This window comes from Streptomyces sp. NPDC058221, assembly GCF_042882365.1.
GTDB lineage: Bacteria > Actinomycetota > Actinomycetes > Streptomycetales > Streptomycetaceae > Streptomyces.
Map to the genome: position 1 here is coordinate 23,288 of NZ_JBHVWF010000081.1, position 13,923 is coordinate 37,210.

Here is a 13,923-nt window from a genome sequence, read left to right on the forward strand (position 1 = left end):
CGAGAACCACAGAGGAACACCATGAGCCAGCCCGTCGACTCCGTCACCGCAGGGCACACCCCCGAGGACCAGGAACGCCAGGGACCCGGTGCCGCCTGGTCGTTCGAGACCAGGCAGATCCACTCCGGGGCCGTTCCCGATCCGACGACCGGCGCCCGCGCGGTACCGATCTACCAGACGACGTCGTTCGTCTTCCGGGACACCCAGCACGCCGCGGACCTCTTCTCGCTCGCCGAGCCCGGCAACATCTACACCCGGATCCACAACCCCACCCAGGACGTCCTTGAGCAGCGGATCGCCTCGCTGGAGGGCGGAGTGGCCGCGGTGGCCCTCGCATCCGGACAGGCGGCCGAGACCCTCGCGCTGCTGACGCTGGCCGGTGCCGGGGACCACATCGTGTCGTCCACCTCGCTGTACGGCGGCACGTACAACCTGCTGCGCCATACGCTCCCCCGGTTCGGCATCGAGGTGTCGTTCGTCGACGACCCGGACGACATCGAAGCCTGGTCGGCGGCGATCCGGCCGAACACCAAGGCGCTGTTCGCGGAGACGCTGGGCAATCCGCGCGGTGATGTCCTCGACATCCGGGCGGTCGCCGACGCCGCGCACGCGGCCGGGGTACCGCTGATCGTCGACAACACGGTGCCCACCCCGTTCCTGCTGCGTCCCATCGAGCACGGCGCGGACGTCGTCGTCCACTCGGCGACGAAGTTCCTCGGCGGGCACGGCACCACCATCGGCGGTGTGGTGGTGGACGGCGGTACGTTCGACTTCGGGGCGCACGCGGAGCGGTTCCCCGACTTCAGCTCCCCCGACCCGAGCTACCACGGTCTGCGCTACTGGCCGGACCTCGGCCCGAGCGCCTTCGCGGTCAAGCTGCGGGTGCAGCTGCTGCGCGACCTCGGCCCCGCCCTCTCACCGCACTCCGCCTTCCTGCTGCTGCAGGGCGTGGAGACGCTGAGCCTCCGGCTGGAGCGGCACACCGCGAACGCCCGGGCGCTGGCCGAATGGCTGGAGCGGCGCGACGAGGTGTCGGCCGTCCACTACGCCGGTCTGGAGTCGAGCAAGTGGTACGAGGCGGGGCTCCGCTATCTGCCCCGGGGCGCAGGCGCCGTGCTCGCCTTCGAGCTGCGCGACGGGGTGGAGGCGGGGAAGCGGTTCGTGGACGCGGTCGAACTGTTCAGCCACCTCGCCAACATCGGTGACGTGCGGAGCCTGATCATCCATCCGGCGTCGACCACACACAGCCAGCTCACCGAGGAGCAGCTGGCCGCCACCGGAGCCACCGCCGGGCTGGTCCGCCTCTCCGTCGGGCTGGAGAACGTGGACGACCTCAAGGCCGATCTGGAGGCCGGGTTCCGGGCCGCGAAGGCCGCGTCCTGAACCGGACGGCCCCCTCGACCGTACTCCCCCTCCCGCCGGCCACCGGAGGCCGGCGGGAGGGGGACCCGCCGGGCCGGCGTTCCTGGGTGCGCCTGGACCGTCCGCTGCCCCTGGAGTCGGGCGGCGTACTGCCCGGTGTGCAACTGGCCTACGAGACCTGGGGACGCCCGGCGGCCGACGGATCCAACGCGGTCCTGGTGCTGCACGCCCTCACCGGGGACAGCCATGTGGCCGGGGCCGCGGGGCCCGGCCATCCCACCGACGGCTGGTGGGACGAACTGGTCGGCCCCGGGCGGGCGCTGGACACCGATCGCTGGTTCGTCGTCGCACCGAATGTGCTCGGCGGCTGCCAGGGCAGTACCGGCCCCTCGTCCCGGCGCCCCGACGGAGCACGCTGGGGCGGCGACTTCCCCTATGTGACACTCCGTGACCAGGTGGCGGCCGAGGCGGCCCTGGCCGACGCCCTGGGCATCGGCCGGTGGGCGGCGGTCATCGGCGGATCGATGGGCGGCATGCGCGCCCTCGAATGGGCCGTCGGCCTGCCCGAGCGCACCGGATCACTGCTGGTCCTCGCGGCGCCCGCGGTCGCATCGGCGGAGCAGATCGCCTGGGGCTCCGTACAGATATCCGCGATCCGCTCCGACCCCGGATGGCGCGGCGGCCACTACCACGAGGCGGCCCCCGGCGAGGGCCCGCACCGGGGTCTCGGCCTGGCCCGCAGGATCGCTCACGTCACCTACCGCAGCGAGCCGGAGCTGGGCTCCCGGTTCGGCGGGGAGGCGCAGCCGGGCGAACACCCCTGGCAGGGCGGGCGGTACCGGGTGGAGTCGTATCTCGACCATCACGCGGCCAAACTGGTGCACCGCTTCGACGCGGGCAGCTACGTCACGCTGACCGAGGCGATGAACGGGCACGACATCGGGCGCGGCCGGGGTGGCACGGCGCAGGCCCTGCGCCGTGCGCGGATGCCCGCCCTGGTCGCGGGCATCGACTCCGACCGCCTCTATCCGCCTGCCCAGCAGACGGAGTTGGCCACACTGCTGCCCGGGGCCGAGCGGGCCAGGATCCTCGACTCCGCACACGGCCACGACGGATTCCTGATCGAGACGGACCAGGTGGGCGCTCTGGTGAGGGAGTTGCTGCCGGACAGGTCCGATCCGGCCGGCTGATTGCACCCATGCTGCTCGCACCACCCCTGTTCCCGTCCACGAGCCCTGGAGATGTTGATGAGATCCGTTCCACCGTCAGAGGACGCGTACGACGGACTGCGGCTGCGTCAGTGGTCGCACGGCACCGCACGCTCAGCCGGTATCGAACGCCGCGATCTGCTGCGGCTGGTGGCGGCCGCCTCGGTGGCCGGCCTGCCTGCCGCTCTCGCCTCCCCCGCAGAGGCGTCGCCCGCGGCGGACGTTCCCGCTCCGGGGATCGTGAAGCCGCTGCCGCCCGAGGTGTTCACGGTGCGCGGCACCAACGCCGAGACGAACTTCGCGGCGCTGCGCGCGACCGGGCTGCTCACCCCGGCCGAACGCTTCTTCGTGCGCAACCACACCACGACCCCGCGGATCGACGCGGGCGACTGGCGGCTGAGAGTGTGGGGCGACGGGCTGCGGGGCCCGGCGGTGGAGTTCACGTACGACGAGCTGCGGGCGCTGCCGGCGGTCACCCGTACATCGTTCGTCGAGTGCGCGGGCAACGCCCGCAGCTACTACACGACGCAGCAGAACCAGGAGGTCAGCGGAACGGCCTGGACCCTCGGTGCGATCGGCACGGCCCGCTGGCGCGGGGTGCGGCTCGCCCATGTGCTGCGCCGGGCGGGCCTCACCCGCAGCGCGGTGGACGTGCTGCCGCGCGGACTCGACGACGAGGTGATCAGTGACGGGATCGGTCTCGGACGGGTGCGCAGACCGCTGCCGGTCTCGAAGGCGCTGGACGACGTGATCCTCGCCTACGAGATGAACGGTGAACCGCTGCCGCCCGACCACGGCCATCCGGTGCGGTTGATCGTGCCGTCCTGGGTCGGGGTCGCGAACATCAAGTGGGTCGGCGACATCGAGGTGAGCGCATCGCCGCTGCTCTCTCCGTGGAACACCGGTCTCTACCGGCTGTTCGGCCCCGAATATCCGCCGGAGGGCAGTGCGCCGCTGACCCGGCAGACGCTGAAGAGCGCCTTCGAGGTGACTCCCGGTGCCTCGTTCCCGGCACGCAGGCGACACGTACTGACCGGCAGGTCCTGGTCCGGCGGAGCGCCGGTGCGCACGGTCGAGGTCAGCACCGACGGCGGTGCGCGGTGGCGTCGCGCGCGGCTGCGCGACGAGCCGAGGAGCGGCAGCTGGGTCCGCTGGTCGGCCGACTGGCTGCCGAAGGACCGCGGACCGGCCGTCCTGCTGGCCCGGGCGACGGACCGGTCGGGCCGCACCCAGCCGGAGACCGCCGTCCACAACACGCAGGGCTATCTCTTCGGCGCCGTGGTCCGGCACGAGGTACAGGTCGTCTGACGGGGGCGGGCCGGAGCGGTGCGGTGCGCTCCGGCCCGTTCGGGCGGACGGGGCTCAGCCGCCGTCGCTCTCCCGGGCCCGGCCGGCGTAGTAGGTGGCGATCATGTCCTCGTCGCCGTGTCCTGCCGCTTCGGCACGCTCGAACCGGACGGCCGATGCGGCGGTCAGGTCCAGACGTACGCCGGAGTGCTCGGCGGCATCCAGGATGAGACGGGTGTCCTTCAGGGCTGTGGTCAGACCGAAGCTCGGGGTGAGGTCGCCGGACAGCACCGCGGCGGACTTGGCGTGCAGATAGCCCGAGTCGAGCGGTCCGCCCTTCACCGCGTCGAGGAACAGCTGCGGGTTCACGCCCAGTCCCTCCGCGAGGTTCAGGCATTCCGCGACGCCGCCCACCATGTTGATCACCCAGGTGTTGACCACGAGCTTCAGCCTGGAGGCGGCTCCCGGTTCCTCCGCGACCCACAGCGTGCGCTGTCCGATCGCGTCGAGCACGGGTCCGCTCACCCCACGGGCGGCGGACGGGCCGGAGACGAAGACGGTCAGTGCGCCCTGCTCCGCGGGCTGCTTCGTTCCGGCGACCGGGGCGTCGAGGTAGACGAGGCCCAGGTCCGCGGCCCGCTGCGCCAGCTCGACGGCCGCGTCCGGTCCGACGGTGGAGCTCTGCAGCAGGACCTGGCCCCGGTGCACCCCGTCCGACGCGGCGGTGAGCGCGGCGGCGACGGAGGCCTGGTCGTTGAGCATGGTGAGGATGACATCGGCGCCGCGTACGGCCTCCGCGGCCGTGTCCGTGACGGTGGCGCCGTCCGGGGCGAGCGGCGCCGCCTTGGCCTGTGTACGGTTCCAGGCCCGGACCTCAAGACCGGCCCGCAGCAGGCTCCTGGCCATGGCCGAGCCCATGATTCCGGTACCGAGAACGGCGACGACCGGCTGCTGTCCGGTGGCGTCGGCTGTTGCTGAACTCATGAGGCGTTTCCCTTCGTCGGCCGCGCCCGGATCGGCGCGCGGCGCTTCGGATGCTCAGGATTGCCGCAGCCCGCCCTGGAGTACCGCAGCGTGTACGGCCCTGGCGAGTCGCCCGCCCCAGCGTGAACGCGGCCCGGCGAACGGCTCGCCGGGTCCGGCGTCCGGTGCGGGGGCGGCGATACAGACGGAGTCGGTGGGGGTGCCGGAGCAGTCGAGCCCGGCGTCCAGGAGCGCCTGGACCTTGGCCTCGGTGGCGGTGGCGACGGCATTGACGAGCGCGGCGTCGGAGAGCGGCACCGGAAGGGTGACGACGATGTTGACCGTGCCCGGCCGCGGCGGTGCACCGGTGTCCTCGGCCGGAGCGGCTGCCCAGCCGCGTACCCCGAGGCCGCAGGTGGCGGTCGCCGTCACGCCCTCGTCCGCGGCGACCGTGTACGCGGTGACATCGGCGGCCGTCATCAGACCGGCGCCGGGCCCGGTGAGGTGTTCGGCCGCGGCGATCTCGGCGAGGTGGCGGTCGGGGTCCATCCGTGGATAGCCGCCGGGCACCTGGGCGTTGAGGATCCAGTCCCGCGGGCCGATGCCGCCGCCGAGCACGGCGCTGCTGCACACCCGCCACCCGGGCCCCAGCCGCCACACCAGATGGTGCAGCTCCACGCCGTCCTCGCGTCTGGCCAGCAGTTCGCCGCGCTGTTGGGGCAGCCGGATACGTACGGAACGGATGGGGCACCCCCGGTGTCGCTGCGGGACGACGGTCGGCCCATGACCCGTAGATCATATGCGCCGCGGGCAGGGCGCCCCTGAGCGGTGCCCTGCCTCCGCCGGGTGCGCGTCAGACCTCCCCGCGGCCCATCGCGATCAGCCGGTCCAGCACGGCGGCGTCGGCGCGGACCCCGTCGTGGGCGTAGGCGTCGGTGACCCAGGTGCGCAGTCCGCGTACGGTGTCCGCGGTGGCCAGGGCGTGCTCCCGGTCGACGAACATGTCGTCGTGGTAGACGGCGGCGAGGACCGGGACTTCGTTGCCGGCGAGCCGGTCCAGGTCGTAGAGGGGCGGCCAGCCGGTGCGGGCGGCAAGTGCTTCGGCGGCGCCGCGCAGCGGGACGAGTGCGGGGTCCTCGTCGAACTGCCAGGGGTAGACCATCTCGCCGGTGAACCGGAGCGGGCCGCCCGCGGCGGCGTCGAAGGCGGGGAACTCCTCGCGGATCCGGTGCGCGGACCAGTCGGTGGGGCGGCCGCCCTGGGCGTAGATGGGCTCGTGGAGCACGGCGTACAACGGGCGTTCGGCGAAGGACACGGCCGCGTCGACGCCCCGCAGGAAGGTGTCGGTCAGCTCCGGCCCGTCGGCGCCCTCGGTGAAGGCGGTCTCCAGCAGGTAGTGGAGCGCGTCGAATTTTGCCGCGGTGCCGAAGTTGATACCGAGGGTCTGGAAGCGGCGCACGGTGAGGCGTTCACCGGTCGGCATCCGGACGTCGTGCGTCTCCAGGTGTGCGGCGACGGCGTCGGCGCGTGCCTGGTCGCCCGGGTAGCGCGCGAAGTAGCGCTCGTTGTGGGCCAGCGTGCGGGCGTAGGCGGCGCGGTAGACGTCGTCGGCGTGACCGGTCAGGGTCGGCAGTCCGCCGGTGATGTAGGCGCGGGTGAGCCCTTCGGGGGCGAGGCCGAGGTAGCTGAGGGTGGTGAAGCCGCCGAAGCTCTGGCCGAGGACGCTCCACGGCTGTTCGCCCTGGAGCCGGCGGCGCAGGAGCTCGGCGTCACGGACGATCGAATCGGCGCGGAAGTGCGTGAGGTAGCCGGCGGCGGCCTCGTGGTCCGTGCCGAAGCGGGCCAGGGTGCGCCGGTCGGCGGGGGTGGAGCGGCCGGTGCCGCGCTGGTCGAGCAGGACGACGCGGTACTCGGCCAGCGCTCGGCGCAGCCACGCCCCGGCCGCGTTGGGCCGCTCGGCGCGGCCGCCGGGTCCGCCCTGGAGCCACAGGAGCCGCGGCAGGTCCTCGTGTTCGCGGCCCTCGGCGACGACCTCGCGCGCGAACAGCCCGATGGCCGGGCCGTCCGGGGCACTGTGGTCGAGCGGCACATCGAGGGTGTGGTCGGTGCAGACCAGGCCGCCGTGGCGGTAGGTGACGGGGGCTGGGGTGGACATGGCGCTCCTCTCACGCCGCGCATCTCGCGTCGTGTCTCTGTCGTCGCGTCTCTCGTCGCGGAACGGTTTCACGGGTGACGGACGGGGCCCGCACCCCGGGGGTGCGGGCCCTGTCGGGAATCAGTGGCCTGCGACGCCCAGTTCGCGGCAGATCCCGACGAGCTCGGGGTGCACGTAGCGCCCGATGCCGAACATCATCAGCGCCCAGACGTTGCCCAGGAAAGCGACCCCGGCGGCCGAGAGCGGCAGGCTGAAGAGTGTTCCGGCGAGGCCGACAGCGGTGCCGCCCGCGAGGATCAGGGCCCGGCGTCCTCCCCGGTCGCCGGCCTTGATGGTCTCGGCGGCCGCGGTGCCCGGCGGCCAGGCGGCGTCGGCGGGCAGCAGCCGGGAGCCGAAGGCGCGGTAGAGCACCCAGGCGTCCACGACGAGTCCGATGAAGGCTCCCGCGAGCATCGGCCAGACCAGATCCGTGCGCCCGAAGACGTACGGCACCGCGACAGAGGTCAGCAGGGCGTTCGCGGAGGCGAAGGTAGCGGCGGAGATGGCGCTCTGGGCGAGGTTCTGCCGGTGCACGGACCGCATCCGGCGCAGGAAGTCCAGCGGGATGCGGCCGATGAGCATGGCGACGAGCGCTCCGACCACCGAGGTGTTGGCGGAGATACCCAGCTTGGAAACCAGGTCGATGCCGATGACGGCTCCCACGGCGGAGAGCACCACCAGGATCACCAGCAGCACGGGTTCCATGACCCTGGGGTGCGACCGGGGCTCGTCGGGGGCGGACGGCGGCGGGGCAGGGTGCGGCGCTGAGACGTGGTGCGCCATGGGGCACCCCCTTCGGTGAGCAGGGCTGGGAGGCATGTTCGGGTGTCCGCCTGCGGGTGCGCGGCGGAGCGGGGCCCGGGGCCGCACGGGCGGTGCGGGGGACGCCGCGGACCTGAGGGGTGTCGGATCCGGTTCAGCCGCCGAGGGCGGCGGTGATCTCCGCCGCTCCGGCGCGTACCAGCGTCACGAGGGTGTCTGCGGCCCGGTCCACCCGGTGGGACGGGCCGATGACGGTGAGGGATGCGGGGACTCCGTCGCCCTGGAACACGGGGGCGGACACCGCGGTGACGGCTTCGTCGTACTCGCCGTGGCTGACGCAGTACCCGTCGGCACGGACCTGTGCGTAGCAGTCGATCAGGGCGTCCAGGCCGGTGATGGTGCGGTCGTTGAAGCGGGTCAGCCCGGTGGCGCCGAACATCTGCCGGATCTCGCGTTCGGGGTGGTACGCGAAGATGGTGTGCCCCGACGCTCCTGCGTGACCGGGCATGACGGCGCCGATGATCGCCGTGTAGCGGACGGGCCCGGTGCCGTCGACGGCGGCTTCGCAGCGGTAGCTGCCGCCGTGCGGGACGTTGAGGACGACGCTCTCGCCGGTCTCGCGGAGCAGCCGGGCGAGTATCGGCCGGGCGATCGAGGACAGCACTCCGCTGTGCTCGCTGACCCTGGCCAGCCGGGACAGAGCCGGGCCGGGGCGGTAGCGGCGGCTGTTGTCGTCGCAGAGCAGGAATCCGCGGGCGCTCAGAGTGGTGAGCAGCCGCTGGACGACGGCCTTGTCCCAGCCGTGGTGACGGGCCAGTTCACTGACGCCCCATTCGGGCCGCTGTTCGGTGAACGTGAGCAGGACGAGCAGGGCCCGGTCGACGGTCTGCAGCACTCCGGGGGCCTGCTGCCCGTCGCGGGCCGCGGTGGTGTCCGTGCCGCTTTCAGCCATGGGCCGGGCCTCCTTCGTCCGTCTCAGTTGCCTGTCGGTGCGGAAATCGCAACGGCGTTGCGATTTCTGGGCGAAAGAATGATGCCGAGCCCAGCGGGTGTCAAGGGTTTCCAGGAAATTCGCTCCGGGCCGGGAACGGCCTGTTCAGGGGCGGTGACGCGGAGCGGAGTCCCGGTCGGCCCGGCGGGCGTCCCGCCGGACCGACCCGATGCGCACCGGGACGCCTAGACCCTCGTCCGGGGCCGGACCACGGACGTCCGGCGCGGCCCGCTCAGGCACGGGCGTTCACTCGATTGGCCTAATTCGGATAGCGGGCCCGCAGCGGCATCGCACGGGGCCTGCGCCCACACGTCGGGGGGTACGGCACTCGCCCCCACCGGCCGGGGGGGTTGCAGCGTCCATCCGGGTGAGGCGCGATGGAATCCGGACGCGCCACCCCTGGTGGACCCACCCACAGGACGCGCCCGGGCTAGGAGGAATCGGTCATGGGAGCCGCTGACGGTTTCACGGATTCCGGAGAGCTCGACGGCCTGACGGTGTACGACACCGCGGGCGAGAAGATCGGCAATGTGGGGCGGGTGTATGTCGACGACAGCACCGGCCGACCGGACTGGATCACGGTGAAGACCGGCCTGTTCGGTATGAAGGAGAGTTTCGTGCCTCTCGCCGGAGCCCGTCGCGTGGGCTCCGACCTGCACATCTCCCATCCGAAGGACCGCGTCAAGGAAGCCCCCCGGGTGGACGCGGACGCTCATCTCTCCGTCTCGGAGGAGGAGGAGCTCTACCGCCACTACGGCCTGACCAGGAACACCGGCGGTAATCTCGGCGACCGTTCCGCCGGCACCGGTGCACCGACCACGTCCGGGACCGGCACCATGGGCGCTGCCGGAGCCGGCGCGGCAGCCGGAGCCGGAGCAGCGGGCGCGGCAGGCGCCGGCGCGAAGGCCGGCACCGCAGGCGTCGGCACGGGCAAGCACCGGGACGCCGACACCTCCGGTACGGCCCGTCCACTGGTCGGAGCCGGAGCCGGTTCCGAACGGTCCGCCTCCGCCGACCTGGGCGGCAAGGAGGAACTCATCCGCTCCGAGGAGCAGCTGAGCATCGGCACCGAGGAGTACGAGAGCGGCAAGGCCCGCCTGCACAAGTACGTCGTCACCGAGAACGTCACCAGGACGGTCCCCGTGTCCCACGAAGAGGTACGCGTGGTGCGCGAGCCGCTCCAGCCCGGTGACAAGGCGGCCCGTGCCGACATCACCGAGCAGGACGTGGAGGTGACCCTGCACGCCGAACGCGCCACGATGCGGAAGGAGACGGTGCCGGTCGAGCGGGTCCGGATGGAAACGAAGAAGGTGACCGAGCAGAAGGAAGTCTCCGCGGAACTCCGCAAGGAGCAGATCGACTACGCGGACGGCATGACCAAGGACGGCAAGGACATGGGCGGCAAGGACGCCGGCGGCGAGTTCGGTCAGGGACGGCGCCGCTGACCCCCGCAGACCGCGCCGGACCAGCCGCACCGGACAAGAGCGAGGGGCGGACCCGCACCACGGGGGTCCGCCCTCTCGTGCGTCTGCGGGACGTCCTCGTTCAGGGCTGCCCCGGGCAGAAGCGCACCGAGGGCCACCCCTCGGGGCCGTCCGGTGTCACGACGGCCCCGACCCGGTAGGCGTCGGCGATCAGCTCCCGGGTGATCACCTGCGCTGGACCCGGCAGGCTGCCACGCGCCTCTGCGCAGCTCAGCGGCGGTACGGCCGGTGGAATGGGGTGGATCGCACCCGCACCACCGGCTCTGGTCCAGGGACTACGGGAAGCCCTCATGGACGCTGGAGCGCGGCCACGGCGTTGTGTCCGCCGAATCCGAAGGAGTGGCTGACGGCACGCCGGACGGGCAGCAGGAGGGGCTGCTTGGTGACGCATTCGATGTCGAACCCGGGCGCGGGCGCGTCCAGGTTGGCGACCGGCGGCACGATCCCTCGCTGGAGCGTGAGGATCGTCAGCCCCGCCTCGATGGCCCCTGCCGCTCCCATGCAGTGGCCCAGTACGCCCTTGGGCGCGGTGACGGGCGGCCGGTGCGGGAAGACCCGGCCGATGAGGGCGGCCTCGGCCGCGTCGTTGCGCGGCGTGACCGTGCCGTGCGCGTTGACGTGCTCGACGTCCGCGGCCTGCCAGCCCGCGTCGCGCAGCGCGGCCTCGACGGCGGCCTGGGCGATCCGGCCGTCGGGGTGCGGGCTGGTGGGGTGGTGGGCGTCGGTGGTCGCACCGGTCCCCGCGAGCAGCGCGCGTGGTTCGGCGCCCCTGGCCTCGGCATCGGCCGCGCGTTCCAGCACCATGACGGCGGCGCCCTCGCCCATGACGAGTCCGGCCCGGTCGGCCGCGAAGGGGCGGCTGAGCCGGGACAGGTCCCCGTCCGCGTGGGCGGCAGCGCCGGATCTGGCGAATCCCGTCATGGCGACCGGGAAGAGCGTCGATTCGGTGGCCCCCGCGATGGCCAGGTCGCACTGCCCGGTGACAAGGAGGTCCCGGGCCACGGACAGGGCGGTGACCCCGGACGAACAGGCGGTGCAGGGTGCCAGGCTCGGGCCCGTGGCGCCCATCTCGATCGCGATCTCGGCGGCGGGCATGTTCGGGATGGTGAGCAGGATCCCGGACGGCGAGGTCGCCTCCGGTCCGCGCCGTTCCAGGACCAGCGCCTGATCGGTGAGACCGGCGGACCCGCCGCTGCTGGTGCCGACGACGACCGCGACCCGGCTGCCGTCCCAGCCGCCCGGGTCGAGTCCCGCGTCGGCGACCGCCTCCCGCGCGGCGAGTACGGCGAACTTGACGTATCTGCCCATGCGGAAGGCGGTGCGTCGGCCGATCGCGCCGTCCAGGTCGATACCGTCGACCACGCAGGCGAAGTCGATCGCGCACCCTGCGAGTTCGGGGACGGTGCGGGCCGGGCTGACCCCGGCGCACACGCCCTCCCAGGTGGACTCGGTGTCGTTGCCGACCGGGGTGATCATTCCCAGACCGGTGACGGCAATGGCGGGCGTCTTCATCGGGCCGTGCTCACCGGCGAACCGCCGTCGGCCGGCGCCCCGTTGCCGGCCGCCTCCTGGAGGAACTCCGTGAGGCCGGCGAGGCTGGTGTACCTGCGCAGCGTGCCCGAATCCAGCTCCACGCCGACCGACTCCCTGATGACGACCGCGAATTCGGCGACCGCCAGGGAGTCCATGTCCAGGCTGTCCATCGTGGATTCCGGGAGAATCTCGGCCACGGGCACCCTGAAGGTACGGCTGAGTACCTCGGTGATCGTGGGGTGAATCGCGCTCATGGTCTTCCTCTCCATCATGCCCGTCCGGCGGGTTTCGGGGATGGCGCCTCCCACCGTCCCTACGCCGGAGTAACTGGGCAGCGTCCGGCCGGTTACGCCTTGCGGCGAACCGATTCGCCTCCCCGGTTCCGCGGCCCCGTGCACCACCGCGACAACACGGCCGCGGTGCCCCAGAACGCCAGCAGTACGACACCGACGCCGAGCCCCTGTGCCGTCTCCGCCGCACCGCGCAGCCGCACCGTCGCCCCCTTCCCCGGCCCGGCCCTCATCTCTCGTCCCCGGCAGGCTCCTGGCGCCCGGCCGTGTGCCACGGCGCACCCGGATCGTCGTAGGCCTCGGTGTAACCGGCTCCCGCGATGGGCCAGTCGGCGAGCAGTTCCGCCGGCAGCGCGAAGGAGTCGGCGAGATCCGGCAGATGGGCCGCGACGGCGGTGAGGAGCTGCTCGGTGGCCTCCGCCAGCTCGTCGACCTGACCGGCGGTCAGCCGGCCGGCTGCGAGCAGGTCTCCGCTGTTGCGCTCGATCCAGCGCAGCGCGAACAGTCGCGCCAGTTCGGTCAGTCGCTCACGGGCAGGCCCCTCGGGCAGCCCCGCGACGGCGTCGGCGTACGCGTCGGCCGCCTGCCGGTACGCATGCGCCTCGACCCCTCGCAGTGCGGGCCCCGACGCGGCGTTCCACCGCTCCAGCGGGCCGCCGAGCGAGGCCCGCGCCATCCGTGCACCGGCCCGGGCGAACTGGATCCGCTCCACCTCGGCCAGGAGGCGGCCGAGAAAGCGCAGATCGTCCAGGCTGCCGGACGACGTCGCGTCCGGCACGTCGGATGCGCCCGGTGCGTTCGCTCTGTCCGGTGCGTTCGCTCTGTCCGGCCGGTCCTCCGGGGCCTTCGCCGCCTCCGGTCCTTCCGGCGGCGCGGAGAGCAGCATCTCGGCTGCGGCCTTGACGTGGATGGCCAGGTTGTCGCCCTCGGCGGTGATGGCGCCCTCCACCCCGGTGACGAGTTCGGTCATCCCGTTGTGCTCCAGCAGCCCCTGGGCACCGCACCGTTCCCGGCACTCGACGATCACGGACCGGGCCTGCCAGGTGATCCACCCCTTGGCGATGTCGACCAGCTGCCCGGCCGCCTCGCGCTCCGCCGCCGGCCCTCGCTCCGCCGCCTCCCAGCGGTCGAGGACCCTTCGGTGCAGCAGGCTCATCGCGAAGACAGTGGCCATGGCCCCGGCGAGCGGGCCGTGATGGCTGCGGTGGGCGATCACCGCCACCGGCGGCATGGAGCGGCCCCCGGAGACGTACCGGTGGCCGCCGTAGCGGACCGCCACGGCGAGGGTGGCGCGGGCGGAACCGACCGCGCTCGCGCTCATGCAGATGCGGCCCGCGGTGACCCGGCCGATCGAGGTGAGGAAGCGGCGCCTGCGGCCGGCGGTGCCGCTGCGGAACACCCCGTCGTCGCCGACCCGTCCCTGTTCGCCGCCGAGCAGTGCCTCGCGCCCGACGAAGACCTGGTCGAAGGAGGTCAGGCAGTGGTCCACGGGGCTGCCCATCCGCGCCGGCAGCCTGCGGACCCGTACACCTGGCAGGGCCCGGTGCGTATCGGTGAGCGGCACAAGAAGCAGGAAGACCCCGTGGTCCGTTCCCCCGACGATGAGCCGGGCGGCGACGAGCCCCGTCTTCGGGCCGCCGGCCTGGCTGGTGTTGGGCATGAACTTCTGTGCCCCCGCGTGCGGGGTGTGCAGGACGAACCCGTCCCGGGCGGGGTCGTAGGTGGCCGTCGTCTCGACCGCGGCCGCGTCATTGCCGTGCGCCACCTCCGTACAGAGGAAGGTCCCGATCCGTCGCAGTGCGAGGAAGTCCGACAGATCACGGGGCCGGTCGGCGTCGTGGTCCAGCAG

At 72.8% G+C, this 13,923-nt stretch carries 11 protein-coding genes and 1 pseudogene; 4 read left to right on the forward strand and 8 right to left on the reverse strand.

Going from position 1 to position 13,923, the window contains the following annotated elements:
* Positions 1–21: 21 nt before the first annotated feature.
* Genes ACFVW8_RS24070 through ACFVW8_RS24080 form a run of 3 tightly spaced genes read left to right on the forward strand, consistent with a single transcriptional unit; the run spans position 22 to position 3,878 of the window.
* The gene (locus tag ACFVW8_RS24070) at positions 22–1,383 is read left to right on the forward strand and encodes a bifunctional o-acetylhomoserine/o-acetylserine sulfhydrylase (protein ID WP_389693270.1); all 1,362 of its coding nucleotides are present in this window, start codon (positions 22–24) and stop codon (positions 1,381–1,383) included.
* The gene (locus ACFVW8_RS24075) at positions 1,380–2,552 is read left to right on the forward strand and encodes a homoserine O-acetyltransferase (protein ID WP_389693296.1); all 1,173 of its coding nucleotides are present in this window, start codon (positions 1,380–1,382) and stop codon (positions 2,550–2,552) included. The genes ACFVW8_RS24070 and ACFVW8_RS24075 overlap by 4 nt, the downstream gene beginning before the upstream one ends.
* A 57-nt stretch (positions 2,553–2,609) precedes the next feature.
* Positions 2,610–3,878 (forward strand): sulfite oxidase, encoded by a 1,269-nt coding sequence (locus tag ACFVW8_RS24080; protein WP_389693272.1) that lies wholly within the window; start codon positions 2,610–2,612, stop codon positions 3,876–3,878.
* A gap of 54 nt (positions 3,879–3,932) precedes the next feature.
* Here ACFVW8_RS24080 and ACFVW8_RS24085 read toward each other — a convergent pair whose 3' ends face one another.
* The 5 genes and pseudogenes from ACFVW8_RS24085 to ACFVW8_RS24105 all read right to left on the reverse strand — a co-directional run bounded on the left by ACFVW8_RS24085 (position 3,933) and on the right by ACFVW8_RS24105 (position 8,728).
* Complete coding sequence (locus ACFVW8_RS24085; protein ID WP_389693274.1) at positions 3,933–4,841, reverse strand: NAD(P)-dependent oxidoreductase; 909 nt, start codon at positions 4,839–4,841, stop codon at positions 3,933–3,935.
* Positions 4,842–4,895: 54 nt separating this feature from the next.
* Positions 4,896–5,498 carry an adenosylcobinamide amidohydrolase gene (locus ACFVW8_RS24090; protein ID WP_389693276.1) on the reverse strand — a complete coding sequence of 201 codons (603 nt, stop codon included), beginning with the start codon at positions 5,496–5,498 and terminating at the stop codon, positions 4,896–4,898.
* A gap of 175 nt (positions 5,499–5,673) precedes the next feature.
* Entirely contained in the window at positions 5,674–6,975 is a 1,302-nt protein-coding gene (locus ACFVW8_RS24095) for an alpha/beta fold hydrolase (protein WP_389693278.1), read from the reverse strand.
* Between the two features lie 171 nt (positions 6,976–7,146).
* Positions 7,147–7,797, reverse strand: a pseudogene (locus ACFVW8_RS24100) (OPT/YSL family transporter); the annotation flags it as partial.
* 133 nt (positions 7,798–7,930) lie between these two features.
* Positions 7,931–8,728, reverse strand: coding sequence for an IclR family transcriptional regulator (locus ACFVW8_RS24105; protein ID WP_389693280.1), 798 nt, complete (start codon positions 8,726–8,728; stop codon positions 7,931–7,933).
* A gap of 485 nt (positions 8,729–9,213) precedes the next feature.
* Here ACFVW8_RS24105 and ACFVW8_RS24110 point away from each other — a divergent pair, with 485 nt between their 5' ends.
* Complete coding sequence (locus tag ACFVW8_RS24110) at positions 9,214–10,212, forward strand: PRC and DUF2382 domain-containing protein (protein WP_389693282.1); 999 nt, start codon at positions 9,214–9,216, stop codon at positions 10,210–10,212.
* Positions 10,213–10,539: 327 nt separating this feature from the next.
* On the opposite strand, the gene ACFVW8_RS24115 is transcribed toward ACFVW8_RS24110, so the two are convergent.
* The 3 genes from ACFVW8_RS24115 to ACFVW8_RS24125 all read right to left on the reverse strand — a co-directional run.
* Complete coding sequence (locus ACFVW8_RS24115) at positions 10,540–11,763, reverse strand: beta-ketoacyl-[acyl-carrier-protein] synthase family protein (protein WP_389693284.1); 1,224 nt, start codon at positions 11,761–11,763, stop codon at positions 10,540–10,542.
* A complete protein-coding gene (locus tag ACFVW8_RS24120) occupies positions 11,760–12,038 on the reverse strand; it encodes an acyl carrier protein (protein WP_389693286.1) in 279 nt (92 codons plus the stop codon). The genes ACFVW8_RS24115 and ACFVW8_RS24120 overlap by 4 nt, the downstream gene beginning before the upstream one ends.
* 265 nt (positions 12,039–12,303) lie before the next feature.
* A partial coding sequence (locus ACFVW8_RS24125; RefSeq protein ID WP_389693288.1) for an acyl-CoA dehydrogenase occupies positions 12,304–13,923 on the reverse strand: 1,620 nt, incomplete at its 5' end.